At 62.8% G+C, this 20,184-nt stretch carries 17 protein-coding genes and 3 pseudogenes; 14 read left to right on the top strand and 6 right to left on the bottom strand.

Going from position 1 to position 20,184, the window contains the following annotated elements:
• The first annotated feature begins 44 nt into the window (after positions 1-44).
• Positions 45-437, top strand: coding sequence for a nuclear transport factor 2 family protein (locus ACTHQS_RS09975; RefSeq protein WP_440168233.1), 393 nt, complete (start codon positions 45-47; stop codon positions 435-437).
• Between the two features lie 189 nt (positions 438-626).
• Here ACTHQS_RS09975 and ACTHQS_RS09970 read toward each other — a convergent pair whose 3' ends face one another.
• The gene (locus tag ACTHQS_RS09970; RefSeq protein ID WP_440168231.1) at positions 627-794 is read right to left on the bottom strand and encodes a hypothetical protein; all 168 of its coding nucleotides are present in this window, start codon (positions 792-794) and stop codon (positions 627-629) included.
• Between the two features lie 717 nt (positions 795-1,511).
• Between ACTHQS_RS09970 and ACTHQS_RS09965 the strand changes: the two genes are divergently transcribed.
• The 10 genes and pseudogenes from ACTHQS_RS09965 (at position 1,512) to ACTHQS_RS09920 (ending at position 10,900) form a co-directional block, all read left to right on the top strand.
• Positions 1,512-2,138 carry an HD domain-containing protein gene (locus ACTHQS_RS09965; protein WP_440168229.1) on the top strand — a complete coding sequence of 209 codons (627 nt, stop codon included), beginning with the start codon at positions 1,512-1,514 and terminating at the stop codon, positions 2,136-2,138.
• Positions 2,139-2,347: 209 nt separating this feature from the next.
• Positions 2,348-3,331 (top strand): GlxA family transcriptional regulator, encoded by a 984-nt coding sequence (locus tag ACTHQS_RS09960; protein ID WP_440168227.1) that lies wholly within the window; start codon positions 2,348-2,350, stop codon positions 3,329-3,331.
• A 123-nt stretch (positions 3,332-3,454) separates the two neighbouring features.
• On the top strand, positions 3,455-3,826 hold the full coding sequence (locus tag ACTHQS_RS09955) for a tautomerase family protein (protein WP_440168225.1): 372 nt from the start codon (positions 3,455-3,457) through the stop codon (positions 3,824-3,826).
• Positions 3,771-4,603, top strand: a pseudogene (locus ACTHQS_RS09950) (alpha/beta fold hydrolase). Before ACTHQS_RS09955 ends, ACTHQS_RS09950 begins: the two are co-directional and overlap by 56 nt.
• 90 nt (positions 4,604-4,693) lie before the next feature.
• A complete protein-coding gene (locus ACTHQS_RS09945) occupies positions 4,694-5,251 on the top strand; it encodes an NAD(P)H-dependent oxidoreductase (RefSeq protein WP_440168223.1) in 558 nt (185 codons plus the stop codon).
• Positions 5,252-5,331: 80 nt separating this feature from the next.
• Positions 5,332-6,294 (top strand): quinone oxidoreductase family protein, encoded by a 963-nt coding sequence (locus ACTHQS_RS09940; RefSeq protein WP_440168461.1) that lies wholly within the window; start codon positions 5,332-5,334, stop codon positions 6,292-6,294.
• Positions 6,295-6,358: 64 nt separating this feature from the next.
• Positions 6,359-7,093 carry an SDR family oxidoreductase gene (locus ACTHQS_RS09935; protein ID WP_440168221.1) on the top strand — a complete coding sequence of 245 codons (735 nt, stop codon included), beginning with the start codon at positions 6,359-6,361 and terminating at the stop codon, positions 7,091-7,093.
• Positions 7,094-7,363: 270 nt separating this feature from the next.
• Positions 7,364-9,274, top strand: coding sequence for a hypothetical protein (locus ACTHQS_RS09930; RefSeq protein ID WP_440168219.1), 1,911 nt, complete (start codon positions 7,364-7,366; stop codon positions 9,272-9,274).
• Positions 9,271-10,431, top strand: coding sequence for an ROK family protein (locus tag ACTHQS_RS09925; protein ID WP_440168217.1), 1,161 nt, complete (start codon positions 9,271-9,273; stop codon positions 10,429-10,431). The genes ACTHQS_RS09930 and ACTHQS_RS09925 overlap by 4 nt, the downstream gene beginning before the upstream one ends.
• Before the next feature lie 67 nt (positions 10,432-10,498).
• Complete coding sequence (locus tag ACTHQS_RS09920; RefSeq protein WP_440168215.1) at positions 10,499-10,900, top strand: hypothetical protein; 402 nt, start codon at positions 10,499-10,501, stop codon at positions 10,898-10,900.
• Positions 10,901-11,006: 106 nt separating this feature from the next.
• On the opposite strand, the gene ACTHQS_RS09915 is transcribed toward ACTHQS_RS09920, so the two are convergent.
• Positions 11,007-11,861 (bottom strand): 3-hydroxyacyl-CoA dehydrogenase, encoded by an 855-nt coding sequence (locus ACTHQS_RS09915; protein WP_440168213.1) that lies wholly within the window; start codon positions 11,859-11,861, stop codon positions 11,007-11,009.
• Positions 11,862-11,885: 24 nt separating this feature from the next.
• Positions 11,886-12,518, bottom strand: coding sequence for a TetR/AcrR family transcriptional regulator (locus ACTHQS_RS09910; RefSeq protein WP_440168211.1), 633 nt, complete (start codon positions 12,516-12,518; stop codon positions 11,886-11,888).
• Between the two features lie 69 nt (positions 12,519-12,587).
• Here ACTHQS_RS09910 and ACTHQS_RS09905 point away from each other — a divergent pair, with 69 nt between their 5' ends.
• The gene (locus ACTHQS_RS09905) at positions 12,588-14,996 is read left to right on the top strand and encodes an alpha/beta fold hydrolase (RefSeq protein ID WP_440168209.1); all 2,409 of its coding nucleotides are present in this window, start codon (positions 12,588-12,590) and stop codon (positions 14,994-14,996) included.
• Between the two features lie 693 nt (positions 14,997-15,689).
• Positions 15,690-16,163 carry a hypothetical protein gene (locus ACTHQS_RS09900; RefSeq protein WP_440168207.1) on the top strand — a complete coding sequence of 158 codons (474 nt, stop codon included), beginning with the start codon at positions 15,690-15,692 and terminating at the stop codon, positions 16,161-16,163.
• A 1,635-nt stretch (positions 16,164-17,798) separates the two neighbouring features.
• Here ACTHQS_RS09900 and ACTHQS_RS09895 read toward each other — a convergent pair.
• Positions 17,799-17,942: a hypothetical protein gene (locus ACTHQS_RS09895; protein WP_440168205.1), complete on the bottom strand. Its 144-nt coding sequence runs from the start codon at positions 17,940-17,942 to the stop codon at positions 17,799-17,801.
• A 222-nt stretch (positions 17,943-18,164) separates the two neighbouring features.
• Entirely contained in the window at positions 18,165-18,371 is a 207-nt protein-coding gene (locus ACTHQS_RS09890; RefSeq protein WP_440168203.1) for a ribbon-helix-helix protein, CopG family, read from the bottom strand.
• Between the two features lie 275 nt (positions 18,372-18,646).
• Between ACTHQS_RS09890 and ACTHQS_RS09885 the strand changes: the two are divergent.
• Positions 18,647-18,862: pseudogene (locus tag ACTHQS_RS09885) on the top strand (transposase); the annotation flags it as partial.
• Here the strand turns inward: ACTHQS_RS09885 and ACTHQS_RS09880 are convergent.
• Positions 18,859-19,065 (bottom strand): annotated as a pseudogene (locus ACTHQS_RS09880) (IS30 family transposase); the annotation flags it as partial. The pseudogenes ACTHQS_RS09885 and ACTHQS_RS09880 sit on opposite strands and share 4 nt — an antisense overlap.
• Between the last annotated feature and the right edge of the window lie 1,119 nt (positions 19,066-20,184).

Here is a 20,184-nt window from a genome sequence, read left to right as displayed (position 1 = left end):
TGTAGCCTCGCCAAATTCCCACAACGATGACTGAGGTGTGTGAAATGGGAGCACAGGAAGACGTCGCACTGGTGCGGCGCGGCTACGACGCATTCGTCGCAGGCGACATGGACACGCTCCGGGAGCTATTCACCGAGGATGCGATCTGGCATATCGGTGGAACCGGTGGCCTTTCAGGAGACAAAAAGGGCGTCGGGGAAATCCTGGCGTATTTCGGTGAGTTGTTCTCACGGTCCGAGGGGACACTCAAGCTCACCCTGGACGATGTTGCCGCGGGCGACAGGTACACGATCGGGGTGCAGTCCAACCACGCCGAGCGCGACGGAAAGGCGCTGGACCAGCGGACGGTCATCGTGTTCACCATCTCCGGAGGCAAGGTTACGGAGGCCCTTGAGATGGCGGAGGACACTGCCCAAGTGTCCGACTTCTGGTCATAAGCGCTCCGACGGCACCGCAACCGGGAATGATGCCTCAACAGGCCAACGGGAGCATTCTCAAGCAGGGGACGTCACCACCGGCCTCTACTGCTGGAATGTGCGCATCACCCCACGACGGATGAACGCGACCGCACCGCTGCTCCGCTCTCTTCCCCTGGAACCAGCACCTGCGGCGCAACCGTATGTCACTCAAAAATCACCAACGCGCAAGCACCGGTTCTCGTCAGCGATGAGCCCCTGGAGGGCCGGCATGCCGAGCTGGGACCGTTCACTGTCGCGTTCGAGCGGTTCCACCTCGACGCGGACTCCGCTCCACTGTTCCGCGGACTGCCTGAGGACCGGTGCCAGTGTGAGCACTGGGGTACGGTCCGGAGCGGAAAGATTGCGTTCCGCTTCAGACCATGATGAAGAATTCGTCGCCGGGGATTTCTACTATGCCCCTCCGGGACATGTGCCCATTGTGTCAGCCGGAACACGGGTCGTCGAGGTCACTCCGACGGCTGATCTGGCGAGGACGATGGAGGTTCTGCAGGCCAATATGGCAGCGGAATGAGCGGGACGATGATCACCAAGATCCCTATGGAGCAGGGATCCGGCCCGGAGAGAGTTCGAAACGCCCCCGTAGATCAGCCAGTCGCGGATGCGGCCCGGGCCGTCCTGTAGCGGAAGTTCATTGAGTTCCTGGAGACCGGCGAGCTTCCTGAGGGTCTCTTTGCTGACAACGTCTTCCTTGATTTCACAAATCCGCTCTGATGGCTGCAGGCATCCGGGATGCGGTTGCCTTGCGGCGCTCCGGCCGCCCCTCCCCTGGCAGGGTTCCCCGGTGGCGGACCGATCGCACTGACAGGGGTATTGGCTGAAAGCCTGATTTTTCGCCGCCTCCCCAATGTACGCGAGCCCTGGACAGGTGGCGGAGCCTCTCCGCGGTCCTTGGCGGCGCAAGGCGAGGATTCCTTTACGCTAAGAAATGCCCAGGCTAAGGCGAGGTGTCCGACGAACTTCAGACTGTTTGGTTTTGGGTAGTCCATGATGATGAGTGAAACGCCGACCCCGCAGCCACGAAAAGGAAGATACATGACGAACTCAGGTACAAGAGGGTCCACTCCCATGAATACCGAGGACGCCGTACTTGCTGCTGCCGAGGATTTGTTGGTTCAGCTCTTGCAGCTGCCCGTCTTCAACCACAGCGCCCGGGTGTTCGAGTATGCCAGAGCCATCGCTGCAAACGAGGACTGCGCTGTTGATGTGGCAGCTCTGCGGGTCGCTTCCCTTTTCCACGATGCCGGGACCGCCGACGAGTATGACGGCCCCCAGCGGTTTGAAGTCGAAGGTGCGGACGCGGCCGCGGCGTTCCTGACCACCTACGGATGGAAAGCCACCCGGGTTGACTCGGTCTGGGAAGCGATTGCGCTACACACCTCACCTCAGATCGCTGAACGCCGGGGACCCGTGGCAAGGTACCTCCGCCTCGGCGTTCGGGCCGACTTCGGGGACGATACCCTGCTGCCTCGCGCGGAGAAGCACCGTTCCGAGGTCGAAGCGATGTATCCCCGGCTGATGATCGAGCAGTGCCTGGGCCAGACAGTCGTAGAACAGGCACTGCGCAACCCGGAGAAGGCACCTCCATCCTCCTGGCCTGGTGGGCTGCTGCAGGCTCACCTGGGCAGAACTCATGCCCAGGGAATCAACCCCGCCTTCTAGCCGCTGCTCAAGCGGTTGCATTCGCGGGTGGGCCGCGCGCTTCACGCCGCCAGGCCCTGCTTTCTGAGCCAATCCCGTAAGTCCGGTGAGCACCTGCGGAAAGAGTGCGGCCTGTTGTGAACTATCGGGTCAGGATTCATGATTGGAAAGGCGCGCAAAGGAGTGCCTGGAGGCGTGTGCAGCGCCGGATGCGAGGACTGCGGTGAGAAGTGAGTGAACGTGGCAGGACCATCGGGTTCCTGGTCCACGACAACGTCACGATGATGGACATCGCCGGGCCAGCTGACGTGTTCCATCATGCCAATGCCTTTGGCGCCGGCTATAAGACGGTCATGGTTTCAGCGGACGGCCAAGCCAAACGGGCTGCAAACGGCCACTATCTGATGGTGGAAACCACCGCCGCGCGGGCAGGTGCCCTGGAAACGGTGCTCGTTCCTGGGGCCTACGGCATGGTGGCCAAGCCCTTCGAGCAGGAACTGGTCGACGCCGTTGCCCAGCTGACGACCGACGCCACAAGGATTGCATCCGTTTGCACTGGCGCTTTTCTCCTGGCGCACACGGGTTTGTTGAACTACCGGAACGCGACAACGCACTGGACCCAGGTCGAGCGGTTCAGAAAGTCATTTCCCCTGGTTAACGTGGTCCCCGATGCGTTGTTTGTGCAGGATGATCCGATCATCACTTCCGCTGGCATCAGTTCCGGCGTGGACCTGGCGTTATTCATGGTTGAGGACGACTATGGTCCGGAAGTAGCCCGCGCCGTCGTTCGGCAAATGGTCATATTCAACCAACGGCCCGGCAGCCAATCACAGCGTTCGGTTGCCGTCAGCGCGAACACATCCCGGGACCACGTCCTGAGGGAACTGCTGGACCGCATCACAGCTGAACCAGCCGCCGATTACTCGATCGATGCCATGGCCGCCATGACAAATCTCAGCGCCAGCAGCCTTACCCGCAGGTTCCAAGAGGCAACCGGGACCAGTCCAGCCCGGTATGTCGAAAAGGTACGCATCGAAGCCGCACAGGCAATGCTCCAACGCAGAGCCACTGTTGCCGCAACGGCAGCCGCAACCGGATTCGGAAGTGCAGAGACACTGAGGCGCGTATTCACGCAGAAAGTCGGAATGAGTCCCTCCTTATATCTCGAGCGACTCATGCTGCGCCACGGCGACGGCGGCCACCTCCCTGCGTAACTTCTACAGCTTGACGCTAATTGTGTGATTCCTGACCGAATCAGCGGGTCCGCTGATTCTTTCCAGGAACGATGCTTGACGTACCGGGGCAAACCGGAGCATCCACAACAATAGGAGAAGGCAATGCCCTTCGTAAACGTCAAGCTCGTCGACGGGGTCTTCACCGAAGACGAAAAGCACCGGATGGCGGCGGCACTGACCGACGTCATGGTTCAGTTTGAAGGATCCGAAGCTTTCCGCGAGGTCGTATGGGTCCTCATCGAAGAACTGCATACTGACGGTTGGCACATTGGCGGCCTTCCCTTCCGTGGACCAGCCAGCCTGATGGACGGCCTCGCCCGTTCCAAGAGCCTCTACGAATCCGTCGATGGCCATCCAGTGACCCGGACCGAGTGGCCGAAAAAGCACCCGTTCGGGACAAGTAACCGGAAGCAGAACAATGGGTTTCATCAAAGTCGGTACGGAAAACAGCACGGACATCGAGCTTTACTATGAGGACCACGGCACGGGGCAGCCGGTTGTCCTGATCCATGGCTACCCGCTGGATGGCGGGTCATGGGAGAAGCAAAGCGCAGCCCTCCTGAACGCCGGTTACCGCGTCATCACCTACGACCGCCGGGGCTTCGGCAGGTCAAGCAAACCGACCACCGGCTACGACTACGACACCTTCGCTGCAGACCTCAACACCGTCCTCGAATCCCTGGACCTGCAGGAGGTCGTCCTGGTTGGCTTCTCGATGGGCACCGGCGAAGTGGGACGGTACATCGGCACCTACGGCGAGGCACGGATAGCCAAGGCAGCGTTCCTTGCTTCCCTCGAACCATTCCTCCTGCAAACCGAGGACAACGCCACCGGCGTTCCTTCCTCAGTGTTCGACGGCATCCGCAACGCCGCCATCGAAGACCGCTACGCCTGGTTCGCCGTTTTCTACAAGGATTTCTACAACACGGACACCTCCCTTGGAAGCCGACTCAGCGAGGAAGCCCTGCGCGCGCATGGAACGTTGCGGCCCGCTCCTCCTGGTACGCCTCGTTCGCCGTCGTCGACTCATGGCTGACGGACTTCCGTGCCGAGGTCGAGAAGATCACCGTCCCGGCCCTGATTGTCCATGGAACGGAGGACCGCATCCTCCCAATAGGCGCAACGGGCCGACAGTTCACCAAGCGTGTTCCATCCGCTGAGTACGTGGAAATCGAACGCGCCCCGCACGGCATGCTCTGGACGCACGGTGGCGAGATCAACGAAATCCTGCTCCGCTTCCTGAACAAATAACCCAGCCCTGCCACCCGACTGCAGAGTGTGGAACCGACCGCTGTCCACACCCTGCTGCGGCTTCCCCTCCAATGAAATGGAACCACGACCATGACAGCTGTACATCACAAGACGCTGGTCCTTCTGGACCATCCCAACCTTTCCGCTTCCCGTATCAACAGGGCCCTGGCAACCGCGCTCGAGGATGCACCGGATCTGACGGTGCACGACCTAAGACGCCTGTACCCGGACGGCCACATCGACCTTGCCGCCGAGAGGGCCGCGGTGGAAGCGGCCGAGAACATCGTCCTGCAATACCCAACCCACTGGTACGCGCCTCCGGCATTCCTCAAAACCTGGCTCGATGAGGTGCTTGTCCGCGGCTGGGCCTACGGCACCGGGTCACCCGGAGCCCTTGCAGGCAAGACACTCCGGGTTGCCACCAGCACCGGCGGCGCCGGGGAGGCTTACTCCCCAGACGGCTTCCACGGGTGGGACTACAACGACATCCTCATCCCGCTGCAAGCCACAGCCCGCCGGCTCGGAATGCAATGGCTGAGCCCCTTCATCCTTCACGGCGTAAGGGACCTGACGGACGAACAGCTGCGGGACCTGGCGCAGGACTACAGGAACCAGCTGTCGTTACGCACCGTGCCAGAGCACGTCTAGGCAATTCCGGCGAGAACCAACACCGATAGGACAACCACAATGAAAAGCATGTCGACCACGGCCTAGGCGGCCCCGAAGTCATCCAGGAAGTCCACCTTCCCACCCCCGAGCCGGCCGCGGGGGAAATAACCATTGATGTCCAGTACGCAGCCGTCGGCCTCATCGATGCCATCATCCGCCGAGGAACATTCGCCAACCTCGACTACGTCCCCAAGCCCTCCTATGTACCGGGACTCGAAGTCACCGGGACGGTCCGCGCCCTCGGGGAAGGGGTTACCGGTCTCTCGATCGGTGAGCACGTCGCAACCGTGACCCTTCCGAACAGCGGAGGATACGCAGAAGTCGTATCCGCCCCGGCCGCGCTGGTCGTCTCACTCGAAGGATCCGGTGCTGATCCGGTCCAAGTGGTCGCGGGACTTGGCAACGCCGCGACCGCCTATATGGCACTCACCGAAGTCGGCAACATCCGTGCCGGATCCCGCGTGCTGGTCCACGGCGTCATTGGTGGCCTCGCCTCCGCGTTTCCCGCCGTCGCCCGAATGCTCGGAGCCAGCCGGGTAGTTGGTACCGTCCGCACCAGGGACAAGGCTAACGCTGCTATGTCTCTCGGGCTGGACCGTGTCATTGTCTCCGACGAATTTCCCGACGCCCTCCACGACGAAACATTCGATCTCGTTATCGACCCCGTAGGAGGAGACCATCGCCTCGCCACGCTGGACGTCATGGCACAGCACGCACGCATGCTTGTCGTCGGCAGCGCCGCACAGGACGCGGGCACCATGGTCGACACCAACAGGATTTGGCGCAGCAACATCGGCATCCTGGGCTTCAGCGCCGGGCTGGCGCTCTCCGAAAACCCCGAACGCGGGGCAGCCGCCGGACGTGCTGTCCTGCCTCTCATCGCAAGCGGTCAGCTGACCTTCCCGGTGCTCGTGCTCCCGTTGGAAGAAGCTGCCGAAGCACACGCACAAATGGAAGCACGGACCGTCACGGGCAGGCTGATTCTTGCCGTAAGCAGCCACCGACCCATTGGGAAGTACTGACAAGGTGCGGCACTCCCAGGCAGACCTGTCCTTTCCGCATCCGCAAGTGAATGAGTATCAAAACATGAACCATCAAAACCAAAAGAACATCATCGTCACCGGTGCCAGCAGTGGCATCGGGGCGGCCACTGCACGCGCGCTGGCAGCCCAGGGCCACAGGGTATTCCTCGGCGCGCGGCGTGAGGATTCACTGCGGACCCTCGTGGCCGGCATCCAGCGCGATGGAGGCGAGGCAGAGTACCGCCGGCTCGACGTTACAGACCTTGCCGACTTCAAGGATTTCGTGAAAGCCGCCGAAGAGCAATTTGGTCCAGTCGACGTTCTCGTGAACAACGCGGGCGTCATGCCGTTGTCCCCCGTGCATGATCTGCGCATCGAAGAGTGGAACTCCATGATCGATGTGAATCTGCGCGGCGTACTTCACGGTGTGGCAAGTGCTTTACCCGGCATGCGGTCCCGGCGGGCAGGTCACATCATCAATGTCGCCTCGGTCGCTGGCCTGCGCGTTGACCCGACCGCAGCCATGTACAGCGCTACAAAATACGCCGTCCGGGCCTTCTCCGAAGGGCTCCGCCAGGAGAACACCGACGTGCGCGTAACCGTGGTTTCGCCCGGCTTCACGCTGACTGAATTAACGGACCGGGGCGGCAATCCCGAAGTCCGAGCGGCTGCCCACGCCGCAGCCGAACAGTTCGGGATTCCCGCTACAGCTGTGGCCGACGTTATCGCCTTTGCCGTCGCGCAGCCAGCAAATGTCGACATCAATGAGCTCGTCGTCCGGCCGACCCTTCAGCAGTAGCCCCCAGCCCCCGACGTTTCAGGGCCGACACAGGCATAACTCGATTTGACTGCTCTTGGGTCTGTCTATGCCGGCCCACGAGCCACTTCTGAAACCGGGGTATGCATCTGGCCAAAGACCAACGCACTGAGCGAGAAGGTGTGCCAGCCTGTCTGCCACGAGGGCCGCATTCCCAGGATGGACGACCCAAGAATAATTAAATGCTTGACGCATGAATATAGCCGGTGAATACTTTTGAGTGCCTCCAGCCCCCACTCGAAGGACCGATCAATGAAGAACCTGTCCCGCCGCACCGTGCTCGCCACCGGCAGCGCCGCCAGCTTGGCCTACGCCCTAGGGATGGCCCAGTCCGCCCAGGCAACCACAGCAGTCACCGCGCAGCCGGGCACGCCGGCCACCAGTGCTCCGCCCCTGCGCCTTGCCAGCCGCAACAGTGCGTACACCCGCAGCGGTGCCGGTCCCCGATACTGGAACATCTACGGCTACTCCTTCCCCCACAACGCACCCATCCCCGAGAGCGAATGGAAAGCCAACATCGATTGGCTGGCCGGGAACTTCGCGGAATTCGGATACGGCATCGCCTGCACGGATGGCTGGATCGAAGGCTCAAGCCGCACCACCAAGAACGGCTATATCACCAGCTATAACGACTCCTGGCAGAACGGCTGGGCCTACTGGGCCAAGTACCTCAAAGCGCGGGACATGAAGCTGGGCGTCTACTACAACCCGCTCTGGGTCCATCGGGCAGCCGTCGAGGACAGCTCCAAAACCGTCCTGGGACGGCCCGACGTCAAGATCGCGGATCTGGTGGTCCCCAACGACTTCTTCGCCCGGGACATCGGCGGGAACCAACTCTACTGGCTGGACGCCACCAAGGCCGGGGCTAAGGAATATGTGCAAGGCTACGTCCGGTACTTCAAGGACCTCGGCGTTCCGTACCTGCGGATCGACTTCCTCTCCTGGTACGAAAACGGCATGGACGCCAACATTGGCCAAGTCAACGCACCCCACGGCCGCGCCAACTACGAACTTGCACTTTCCTGGATCAACGAGGCTGCCGGGGATGACATGGAGGTCTCACTGGTCATGCCGCACATGTTCGCCAACGGTTCGGCGGAACTGGCCAACGGGGACCTGGTGCGGATCAACGCCGACGCCGACAAGGGCGGCTGGGACCGGCTGAGCGGGATGCGCCAGAACTGGCAGGATGCGTGGCCCAACTGGGCCAACCCCTTCTGCGGCTTCACCGGCTGGTCGCACCGGAACGGCCGGGGGCAGCTTATCCTTGACGGCGACTTCATGCAGGCCAGCACATTCGCCAATGACGAAGAGCGCAAAACCATGATGAACCTGATGGTCGCTGCCGGATCACCCCTCGCCATCGGGGACACCTACCAGCAGATCGGAAAAAACGGCTGGGTGTACACCAACAAGGAAGTGCTTCAGCTGAACGAGGACGGCCTGGTGGGTAAGCCCATCTATAGGTCAGCCGCCCCGTTCACGGTGGCTCCAGGCTCCCGTGACACCGAACGCTGGGCAGGCCAACTCCCGGACGGCTCCTGGGGCGTCGCCCTGTTCAACCGCGGCGACACCGAAACCGTCACCCGGACCATAGACTTCACCGCAGACCTTGGCCTGGCCACCGGCGCCAACGCCCGGGACCTGTGGGCGCACCGGAACCTTGGCATGGACTCGAAGGTCACGGCACTACTGGCCCCGCACGCTTCAGCCATCTTCCGGGTCACCCCGCCGAAAGCGCATGGCACAACGCGCTACCCGGCCGCTTTCGCGGCCTGGGGCGGCGGGGCCGGCTTCAACAACAACCACCCCGGCCATGACGGCAACGGCTTTGTGGACGGACTCCAGGCCACCAGCGCCGGCGCGGACCCGCTGGTCACCTTCGCAGTCCAGGCTTCGCACCGCGGCACCTACACCGTCCGCTACCGGTACGCGAACGCCACCGGGGACACCAGCACCATGACCGTCAGCGCGGAAAGGGCGGATCGCTCCGTCGTGGACGGGCCGATGCACGCGAGCTTCCCCGCCCTCCCCTCCTGGGACACCTGGGAGATTGTGGAGGGCACTATCAAGCTCGACGCCGGCCTGAACCTGATAACCATCGGCAGGGGTGTGACAGATCAAGGAGCCATCAACCTGAACTGGATAGAGTTGGACATGTGAGCAGACGGAAGCAGGCCTTCGGCGTTCCCGCCCTCAGCGACCCGCACAGGGCAGGCCTGTTTTCCCTCGTGCTGCGGCATGCACCCATCTCCCGAGTGGAGCTTGCGAGGCAAACGTCCCTGGACCCGTCCACCATCGCCCGGACCCTCCGGCCGCTGGTGGACGAAGGGTACGTCACCGAAGCGCCCACGGCTCCCAACGGACGTGGCAGGCCGGAGCGCCTGATCGAAATCGTCGCCGCCAAACACACAGCCATTGGCATCAAGATCGGCCCCAGGGTTATTTCCGGGGTCGTGACAGACCTGGGCGCAAACGTGCTCGCACGCGGCGAAGAAGAAGTGGGCGTTCCGCTGGAAGCATCCGACACGTTTCGGGCCGTGGCCGGTCTCGTTGACCGCCTCCTCGCATCCGTGCCCCAGGCACGCGAACGATCGCTGGGATTAGGGATCGCGGTCAGCGGGCACGTCGATCCAGATGCAGGCACCTGCCGCTACTCGCCAATTCTCGGCTGGCGAGGAGTGGATGTTGCCAAGCCCTTATCCGAAATGACCGGACTTCCGGTAACCGTGCATAACGACGTCAACGCCCTGGCCGTGGCCGAGCACCTGTTCGGCCACGGCAGAAACGCGCGGAACTTCGCCGTCGTCACCTTGGGACCCGGCATCGGGTTGGGCTTGGTGATCGACGGGAAAGTGTACGGCGGCGCACATGGAACCGCCGGGGAGCTGGGTCATATCCCGCTGGTGCCGGGCGGCCCCTTATGCAGTTGCGGCAGGCACGGCTGCCTGGAAGCGCTGGCGGGAGATGCTGCCATCGCAGCCGCCGCCGGAACCACTGACGTCGCCGGCGCGATGATCGCAGCCCGAAACGGACCTGACCGCCAGGCAGTGAAGGCACAGTCAGCCTTTACCGCTGCCGGAAGATGGGTCGGCCGCGGCCTTGCGGTGGTCAGCAATCTCGCCGCACCGGAACTGATTGTCATCACGGGCGAAGGCTCCGCCGCTTACGACCTGATGGAGCATAGCCTGACGGCCTCCCTCAAGGAGTACGCGTTCGAAGGCGGGGACTTCCTGCCCCGTCTCGAAGTAGCTGCCGCGGACGCCGACCTCTGGGGCAAGGGCGCCGCCTGCCTGGCCATCCAGCGTTCCCTGCGCTGAGTCACCAAAGAAATTTCAGTAGCTGATCCTTCCACTCCTGAATGAAGACGCAACGAAGGAAACCGACATGACCTCAACGGCTATACCCACAAAAATCGACACCCCTCTCCAAAAGTACCCAGAACTTGCGGAGCAGCGGCGCCGCGCGGTCCTGCTCCTCAATCTGGCACTCCCCCACCCCTTAGACATCTCACAGCTCGGCCCTGAAAACGACGACGCTTCCTGGAACGACCTCCTGGCCACAGCCCTCGAATGGCGCGCCGAGCTTGAAACCTTCGCCGACGTCCAGTGTGAAGACTCCCCGGGCCTCCTGCACTTCAGCCGACCCTACGGGTGGCACTGCCTAACCAACTTCAGCGCCAAGCCAAAGCCGTTGCCGGAAGGAATCATCGTCATAAGCAGCAGCCCGATCACGAAAGGAAACCTGCCGCCAGCCACCACAGTGTGGCTGCTTCGGTGGGTGGGATAGCTCCGCACCACGGCGAAGCGGCGGAGGGCAATGAGTTCTGCCTGCTCTCCCGGTCGGTCCAAGACGTGGAACGGGAAGAACCGCAGCAGCACTAAAGGTCCGCGGCTCAGTACTTGTAGAAGCCCTCCCCCGAGGCGACGCCCAGCTTGCCCTGGTCGATGTAGTGCTCCTTCAGGTACTGGGCGAACGCCTGGGAACCGGCATCCGGCGAGGCCGAGGCGATATTGTACGCCGTGGTGAGGCCGACGACGTCGTAGATCTGGAACGGGCCGCTCGGGGCCCCCGTGGCGATGCGCCAGGTCTTGTCAATGGTGTGCGGGTCGGCGACGCCCTGCAGCAGCAGGCCGGCGGCCGCGTTCAGCAGCGGAACCAGCAGCGAGTTCAGGACGTAGCCGGCCTTCTCCTTCTTGATCTCGATAGGTTCCAGTCCGCTGTTCCGGGCAAAGTCGACGACAACGGCGTACACCGCCGGGTCAGTCTCCGCGGTGCCCATGACCTCGGCGATGTTCTGCGCCCAGATGTTGTTGGCGTAATGGAGCGCGAGGAATCGGTCCGGGCGTCCGGTGAAGTCTTTCAGGTCACTGGGCAGCAGGGTGGACGAGTTGGTCGCGAAGATGGCCTTGGCCGGCGCCAGCTCCGCGAGCTTGCGGTAGACGTCGCGTTTGAGTTCCAGCAGTTCGGGAACGGCTTCGATCACGAGGTCCGCGTCGACGACGGCGTCCCCGAGGTCTGCGGTGAGGCGGAGGTTTGCCAGGGCTGCTTCGGTCTTGCCCTCGGAGGCGCCGGCAACCTGTGCCCGGTAGATGCCGGCGAGGCGGGTGAAACGGTCCCGCGCCTTGGCAAGCGCGTCCTCGTCGACGTCGCACGCGGTGACCGCGAAACCGTGGAATGCGGCCTGGAAGGCGATCTGGGAGCCGAGCACTCCGGTGCCGAGCACGGTGAGCGCCTTGATGGAGGGCATTATGGTTTCCTTTCGGCGCGGGCCTTAGCGGCCGCCGGGGTTGTCGGACCCGTAAATACTGCGGATCCAGATGGTTGACAGGACGTCCAGGGCGGCTGTCTCCGCGATGGCGGGACTCTCCCGGTTGAGGACAGCAGTAATGACCCGCTCGTTCATCAGGTTCAGGCTCACCGCGAGGTCGTGCGCGTCGATGCCCGCCGGCGCGGCCCCCCGGACCTGCTCGGCACGGATCACGTCGCTTGAGAAGTCGACCCAGGACTGCATCGACTTGGACCACAGCCCGCGCACCTCGTCGTTGCGGGCGCGCGCCCCGATGGCGGCGGTCGACACACCGCGGTGCGCGACAAACACCTCAACGAACATTCCGATGGAACGGGTCCACGCACCCGTTGGGTCGCTCTCGAAATCACGCGGCAGGTGCCCCACCCGGTGATCGACCTCGGTGATGACCCGGTCCAGCAGGGCCAGCAGCACGGCATCTTTCGAGGGGAAGTAGAAGTAGAACGTGGGGCGCGAAATGCCGGCACCCCGGGCCAGATCCTCGATGGAGACGTCGTCAAAGGCACGGCCGGCCAGGAGGGCCTCCGCGGTGACCAGGATTGCGTCCTGCCGCTCATCGCCCGAAACCCTCGCGCTGCGTCTTCCTCTTTGAGCCATGCGCCCATCCTAGCCCCGGCTCTCAACACAGTGTTGACTATCTCAACATTAAGTCGATAACTTGGCGGCATGAGCGAGCACGTAGATGTGTTGATTGTCGGCGCCGGGCTGAGCGGCGTGGGTTTCGCCAGCCGGCTAAAGCGCGAGGTACCCGGAAAAACCTTCACCGTACTGGAGTCGCGGAATGCCGTCGGGGGGACCTGGGACCTGTTCCGGTACCCCGGGATCCGGTCCGACAGCGACATGTACACGCTCGGCTACTCCTTCCGGCCCTGGGCCGGCGCCAAGGCGATCGCGGACGGCGAGTCCATCCGCGAGTACATCGAGGCAACGGTCGCCGACGAGGGCCTGACGCCGCGTATCCGGCTGAACACCAGGGTCATTTCCGCCGCCTGGTCAAGCGAAACCGCGCTGTGGACCGTGACGGCGGTCCACACCTCCGGCGGCGAGTTCCGGTCCGGCCACACTGCCTCCTCCCCCGAGGCGCTCACCTTCACCTGCTCGTTCCTGTCCGTCTGTTCCGGCTACTACCGCTATGACGAGGGCTTCACCCCGGCCATAGACGGGGCAGACACCTTTGCCGGAACGATCGTCCACCCGCAGCACTGGCCGGCCGACCTCGATTATGAGGGAAAGCAGGTGGTGGTCATCGGCAGCGGCGCCACGGCAGTGACGCTGGTGCCATCCATGGCAAAATCGGCCGCCAAGGTGACGATGCTGCAGCGCTCCCCCACCTACATCGCCCCGGTGCCCGCGCGGGACCACCTGGCCGACCGTCTCCGGGGTAAGCTGCCCGCGCAACTGGCGTACGACGTCGTACGCTCCAAGAACATTCTTTTCTCCATGTTCACCTACCAGCTCAGCCGACGGCGGCCCGAGACGATGAAGGCGATCCTGCGCAAGTCGGCAGTAGCCAAACTGCCGGCGGGCTTTCCGGTGGACACGCACCTGGCCCCGTCGTACCAGCCGTGGGACCAGCGGGTCTGCGCGATCCCCAACGGGGACCTGTACCGGGCCATCAGTGCCGGCACTGCCGAGATCGTGACCGACACGATCTCCCGGATCACCCCGGACGGGATTGACCTGGCCTCCGGCACATCGCTGCCCGCCGACGTCATTGTCACGGCCACGGGACTGAACCTGCTGGTGATCGGCGGCATGAAGCTTTCCGTCGACGGCGAGCCCGTGGACGTCGGCAGAACCCTCACCTACAAGGGCATGATGCTGGAGGGGGTCCCGAATTTCGCCCTCACCATCGGCTACACCAACGCGTCCTGGACCCTGAAGGCGGACCTGGTCGCCGGCTACATCTGCAGGCTGATCAAGCAGCTCGACCGCCGGAACCTCCAGTGGGTGGTACCTGTGGCACCAGCCGAGGTCGCCAACGGCACGCTGTCCTCACTGATCGACCTGAAGGCCGGCTACATTTTCCGCGGCGCCGACCAATTGCCACGGCAGGGCGCAGGCGCGCCGTGGCGGCTGCACCAGAACTACTTCCGCGACTTCGCCCTGCTCCGGGCCGGCAGGCTGACCGACCACGTCCGGTTCGGCCGGCGCGGGCAGCCGGTGCGGGAAACCGTCCGGCAACCGGCGGCCCCGGCCCGGGATCCCCTCGCGCTGCAGGGAACGGGCCATGTCACCGTCGCGGGGACACGCCTGCGCTACCGGAAGACCGGCAGCGGGGATCCGGTCCTGCTGCTGCACGGCATCGGCCAGAGCCTCGAGGACTGGAACGAACAGCACGAGCGGCTCTCGGACCGACACACGGTCTACAGCATCGACCTTCCCGGCTTCGCGTACTCCGAACGGCTCCCCGGCACGACGACGCTCGCGAAGCTGGCCGGGATCCTGCCGGCCTTCCTGGACGCCGTCGGGGTTTCCGGGCCGCTGCCCGTGATGGGCAACTCGCTCGGTGGCGCCGTGGCCATGAAGCTGGCCGCCGACCATCCGGACCGCGTCTCCGCGCTCGTGCTGGCCAACAGCGCCGGATTCGGCAAGGAAGTGGCACTGGTCCTTCGCCTCCTTGCGGTCCGCCCGCTCGCGGCCCTGCTCCTGCGGCCCGACGAGAAAGCATCACGCCGGACCGTCCAGTCGCTCTTCTACGACAAAACGCTGGTCACGGACGACCGCATCGGCCACGCGCTCGCCCTGTCGCAGCGGGAGGCGCACCGCCGGACGCTGCTCGACGTCGCCCGCGACCTGGGAACGATCTCCGGTGTCCGGGCCGAGTGGCGCACCGCCCTGATCGAGGCGCTTGGCAAGTCCAACGTTCCGGCGCTGGTGATGTGGGGTGACCACGACCACATCCTGCCGTTCAGCCACCTTGAAGCGGCCGCCGCAGCGCTGCCCCTCGCCGAGTCGCACGTCTTCGCCAAGACCGGACACATGCCGCAGATCGAACGGCCCGACGAGTTCGCGGCCGTAGTCGAGGACTTCCTCACGAGGGTCTCTGTAGACCGTCAGGCGGCAAGCATCTAAGCTGCTTCTCGACGTCGGCAAGTCGCTATTTCGGCAGGAGCTCCCCGACATTTTGGGGATCGTAAATATATTGAGCGTCCGGAAGTGAGCCTCCAGATCCGCAGCCGGGGGCAGTGTGATTTCCTCGCGGATGCCGTCCCAGATCTGCTCCCGGGACAGCTGGCCAGAACCTTGCAGCCCCCGGATTCGACAAAGTGGACTGGCTGTTTGTCCCGCGCGGCCTAGTGCCGGCCGGGCCATGGCTGGGCACCGTAACCACCCAGGTCCGCTGAGCCCACAAAACATAGTGCCCCTGATTTTGCTGCCACTACCTAAATGACCGATACCCAAAAACGTAGGTGGCCTGGAGGGGAGGAATTAGGGGGCGGCAGGTGTTGCCCACCGATTAGTCCTCTCCGTAGCGTTGGTTTAAACCTCTCCCCCAAAGGGCATCCCGAGGGGGCGACGAGTGACAGAGAGGGCAAGCAGAGCTCTGATGTCAACACCGCGGTGGTCCTTCCGGCACCTTCGTTGCCGAGGAATCACCCCTCGGAAGATCAGGAAGCAGTACAGAGCTCATCGTTAGGCGAGTTCTGGCATCCCCAAACACAGCGGTGCCTTCTGCACAGCTGTGTGCTTGGGAGACGAGAACCACAGGGATAGGTGAGCGGCGGACCGTCTGCCGATGACGCCGGCGCACGCACTAGATGTCTCGTGTCCCTGCGGCTGTTTTTCATCATCATCGACCGTCAGGAATATCTCATGAACAAGGTATCTCGCCTGCTTAGCTCGGCTGCATTGGCCGGGGGCTTGACCTTCAGCGGATCAGCGCTGGCAGCAGGCGCCGCATTTGCTGATAGTGGTTCCACCACGAACTATCAGGCCGCCCATCAACAGGGCCGCGACAACAACGGCCGTAACAAGGACGACCACGACAAGGGTTACAACAAGGACGGCCGCGACAAGGACGGCTACAACAGAGAGGGCTATGACAGGGAAGGCTTCGACCGCGGTGGCCGCGACCGTTGGGGCTATGACAGGGATGGCTACGACCGCAACGGCTACGACTGTAACGGGTACGACCGCCATGGCAACGACAGGCATGGTCACCACAGCAAGTGGCATGGGTGGTACAAGCACGAGAACGGCACGGTCATCTACGTCATCGTCATCGTCATCGTGCAGTAATCCGTGTTCGACTAAATCCGTCCCCAGGGTTGCATCAACGACCTGCTTCGGCCCGTGGCCGATGGGGCAATGGCTCCCTTACCAGGCTCACCGAGGACGGAACGTCACCTTGGTCGGGGGCGGATCGGCCCCGCCCCCGGCTACCCATAGCCACTGGGCCTGCTGATGGGACAATGGCAATCCTGGTTCGGCACACCTACTATGCCAGGCTACGGGTACGGGGCAGCCCGGACTTTGATGGCGTCGTTTCGCCCTCGACTGTCGCTGTTGCCGCAACTGCCGGCCGATATTCCGGTGGCGGCACGGCGGCCATCAACGGCATTATCGAACTTCACCGCCGACTAACCACAGTTACGGCAAGCGGGGATAACTATCGTCTCCTCATGCTTCTCGCGGACAGCGGACCCACAGCATGAGCCCGCTGGATCCCAAGCGACTAAGGGACGTCCTCCTTAGGGCGCTCAAGGGGGTCCGCTTTCGCCGTACGCTGTGTTATCCACCGTCAGGAGACCCCTCAGTTCCAGCTTTCGACAAGAGCTCGGGCATCAGACGAGTAATCCCGGTGCCGTCCCCGAACGTGCCGGGGGACCATCATGGAATCAGTTGTACCCCTTCGCGCCCCACCCCAGACGCTCCCATCCTTAGTTGTTGCGAAGGCATCTGCCTGGCCCACCTATTATCGCCTCGACGTCGGTGAGTCCTGTGACCTGTCCAGGGGCGATCGTGCCAGTGCAGCCAACCGAAGTATCCGTACCAGTTGCTTCCTCAGGACCAGACTGTACCGTCGTTGCGATGCCCACTACTTCATTCAGACCAGCAACATCAGCCCCGGAAACCTGGATGGCTATGCCGTGACTGGATCCGTGCTGGAAGAGTTTGTCCTGATGCCATGACACGCGCCACCCTATACGCTGGTGAGGCCGGGATACGGCCCCTCCTGCCGCACCGACCGGTTAGATTACGTGCTAACCGGACGTCAGGCAACCTGCAGGAAACGTCAGGTTAGTGTCCGAAAGTCACTTCCCGCACAAGCCCAGTTAGCAATCTTGGCTACCAACCTGACTCCAGACTCAATCCATCTCGTCCTCAAAGCAGATATACGTGTGGACACTGTACACACCTCCTTTGATAGGACAAGGCGAAGGCGGGCCACCCTCTCTGGCTATCCCCAGACCACTTGCCGCGGGCCGAAGTGCAGGTACGGAAAAGTTCAAAAGCCATGTTGTTCCCGCTCCCCCGGCACATGCATAGGTGTAGGCCAACACCGGCAACCAAACAGAACCGAAACGAGGATTCGCATAACCCCAGCTCATCACGCGGAAGTCTTACCAGCCAGGGACTTGAACCCGCCACCCCACACACCTGAACAGGCCTCCGCGGCAGCCAGGCCAACGCCCGCGACGCAACCCGTCAGACGACGCGACCAAAAGCTTTGTCAACACGTCAAAGCAAGAAACGCCTCTGACGAGGGGATAACCTGTGCCCGAGGTGGGACTCGAACTACATTCCCGTTCATATAAATCCTGGGAACCCGCGAAAAAATGCGGAATTCTAGCCAGTTCGAGGGCTGTTTGGCCCAGTGCGAGACGAAAAGTGTTGACATTGTGCACACCCCCATTCGGGGGCGTTGGAGGACTACGGGCGCACCAGATGCCTGGAAATCGCGGCGGCAGAGTCCAGCAAGTCGACAGTGCCCTCGGCGACTCCGACGACGAGGCCGAAGCCTTCATCCGTGGTGAAGTCATGCCGGTAACCGTTGATCCACAGCAGCAGCACCATGAGCGTCCATGCCGTCCATTTGTTGCCATCAACGAGTGGACGGGGACCGGGCGACCGACTCCAACAACGCGGCCGCCTTCACCGCCAATTCCGGATAGGCCTCCGCCCCCATGACAGTGGTAGCCGGCCTGGCCAATGCCGAGGCCAACAACCCGACATCACGGATATGGACGCCGTACCGATCAACTACCTGAAGTGCATCCTCGGTGTCCAGGTACGCGGTCACGCGTCCTCAAGGCGCTTCAGCAACTCAGCGTCATGACTCATAACAAAATCAAGGCCCTCGCTGATGTCACGCCGGCGTGCGTGGCGCTGCAGAACCAACTCCGCCCCCTGCAACAGAAGCGCGGACTTGGACGTGTGTTCCTCGGCAGCCAACTTCTCCAGCCGCCGATCGAGGTCTTCAGGAACACGGAGAGTCATAGCCATGTCCTCATGGTACAAAAACCGTACCGGCCTGGATCGCTTGGCTGCAGAACCCGGAAGTGTGTTTCCTTCCGGACCATGCAGGCCGGACGCCTATTCGCTCGATGAGACATCTCGTTTCCCGCGGGTTACGAAAAGCAGTTGCCGGATCTCTTGAGCCAGTTAGACCCGGGCGGAGTAAAGCTGGCACCAAATTCGGCATTTCGTCAACGCCGCCTCAGGGCGGTCCTGTCATTTCGGGGGTGGCATGAGTCGAAGCTGGTCTCCGTACAACTCTCTGGGAAGGGGACTTAATCATCGGTTCGACGGCATCGAAGTCCGCGATCGGAACCCTCGTCGAAAGGACCAGCGGTTACGTTATGCTCCTGCATCTGCCCGAGGACCACACTGCCCGCACTGTCGCCGACGCCATGATCACCGCGATGAATACCCTGCCCGAGCAGCTGCGCCGTTCGACGACCTGGGATCAAGGAGCGGAGATGTCCCGGCATCGCTCACGTAACGACAAAAGCCCTGCACGGGGCACACTGAAATCCGGAACCGGCGATGGCAACACCTTCTGATGGTCGCTCAACCACCGGTACGCGGTCGGACGCGACACCCCGGCGGCCCGCGCCGCTACGGCTACCGCCAGCCCGGCATCCAGTCCTTCCCAGAACGCCAAACGAACACTCAACGGCGACCACGGTCTGCCCATCGACGACACCCCACAGAATTCAGGGTGTTGCGCTCACCACCTGAACTCGCCTCCCTAGCCTTTCGAGACAACCGGCCTGCAGGCTAGAGCCGGCCTGACTGCCTCTTACACCCGCGGAGGGGCATCGGAAGTCGCCACGTAGGGGGCTGAAGCACCGCCGTTCATCGGACCAAACCACCCCAAAATCGCAGTCACATTGTGCTCCAAGAACCAACTTTTCAGGGACCTTGATCGAAAGGTTTATGGCCCAACCAGGCATAGGACTCAAGTCCTCACGGCCCTCCGATAAAGCAGACGTAAGTGTGGACTTTGTCCACACCCTCTTTGGCAGGACAAACGTTGAGGCGCGACTGTCGCGGGCACGCCGTGAGACCGACTCCAAGGGCGTTCTTAAGCGAGAGCGCCGAAGTCATGTCGTCCCCGCTCCCCCGGCCCATGCATAGGTGTAGGCCCCCCGGCCCACCCGACAGCACGGGAACGAGGAACCATATAAACCACTTCAGCAGGCGGAAGGCCAGCCAGGGTCTTGAACCCGCCACCCCACACACCTGAAGAGGCCATCGCGGCAGCCAGGCCAGAGACCGCGAATCAGCCGTCAGAGCGACGCGACCACCAGCTTTGTCAACACGTAGAAGCATAATCGCCTCTGACGAGGGAATCTGTCGTGTCCGAGGTGGGACTCGAACTACATTCCAAGCCCTGAGTACACAGGGAAATCGCGGAATTATGCGGAATCCGACCGAGTCGGAAGGCTGTACGGCCCAGTCCGAGATGGAAAGTGTGGACATTGTCCACACCCTTCTAGTTCAGTTGAGTGCACTCCGAACGGTAGTGGCCGGGCGTCCGGCAGTGCTCCCATCTCCGGGGTTAACATGCAGCCGGTGAAGCGTTCACTTCCTCCCTCACCTATCTGGAGGCATCAGTGGCGGTCGCTTGCAGATTGCCGAAGTAACCGGTAGCTGCTATATGAAATACGAAAAGGGAGAGTCCCGCCCGGGGACACCCATGAATCCACGTCTTTCAACGCTGATCGCGCTGTGCCAGGCCCTTGGCCTTAGCCTGACTGATGTGCTGCCGCGGAACGCACCCGACATGACAGGGGGACGCTAGCAACAGGCC

Origin of the sequence: Arthrobacter sp. SAFR-044 (assembly GCF_051965175.1) — a bacterium.
Classification (GTDB): Bacteria; Actinomycetota; Actinomycetes; order Actinomycetales; family Micrococcaceae; genus Arthrobacter.
Note: the sequence above shows the minus strand (reverse complement) of the source record. Positions and strands in the feature narration are given on the sequence as shown.

Bases quoted from the DNA above. Each gene is read 5' to 3' on its own strand.
- ACTHQS_RS09905 (WP_440168209.1), top strand. From the start codon at position 12,588: ATGAGCGAGCACGTAGATGTGTTGATTGTCGGCGCCGGGCTGAGCGGC.
- ACTHQS_RS09945 (WP_440168223.1), top strand. From the start codon at position 4,694: ATGACAGCTGTACATCACAAGACGCTGGTCCTTCTGGACCATCCCAAC.
- ACTHQS_RS09955 (WP_440168225.1), top strand. From the start codon at position 3,455: ATGCCCTTCGTAAACGTCAAGCTCGTCGACGGGGTCTTCACCGAAGAC.
- ACTHQS_RS09930 (WP_440168219.1), top strand. From the start codon at position 7,364: ATGAAGAACCTGTCCCGCCGCACCGTGCTCGCCACCGGCAGCGCCGCC.
- ACTHQS_RS09935 (WP_440168221.1), top strand. From the start codon at position 6,359: ATGAACCATCAAAACCAAAAGAACATCATCGTCACCGGTGCCAGCAGT.
- ACTHQS_RS09890 (WP_440168203.1), bottom strand. From the start codon at position 18,371: ATGGCTATGACTCTCCGTGTTCCTGAAGACCTCGATCGGCGGCTGGAG.
- ACTHQS_RS09975 (WP_440168233.1), top strand. From the start codon at position 45: ATGGGAGCACAGGAAGACGTCGCACTGGTGCGGCGCGGCTACGACGCA.
- ACTHQS_RS09895 (WP_440168205.1), bottom strand. From the start codon at position 17,942: ATGGTGCTGCTGCTGTGGATCAACGGTTACCGGCATGACTTCACCACG.
- ACTHQS_RS09915 (WP_440168213.1), bottom strand. From the start codon at position 11,861: ATGCCCTCCATCAAGGCGCTCACCGTGCTCGGCACCGGAGTGCTCGGC.
- ACTHQS_RS09965 (WP_440168229.1), top strand. From the start codon at position 1,512: ATGACGAACTCAGGTACAAGAGGGTCCACTCCCATGAATACCGAGGAC.
- ACTHQS_RS09920 (WP_440168215.1), top strand. From the start codon at position 10,499: ATGACCTCAACGGCTATACCCACAAAAATCGACACCCCTCTCCAAAAG.
- ACTHQS_RS09910 (WP_440168211.1), bottom strand. From the start codon at position 12,518: ATGGCTCAAAGAGGAAGACGCAGCGCGAGGGTTTCGGGCGATGAGCGG.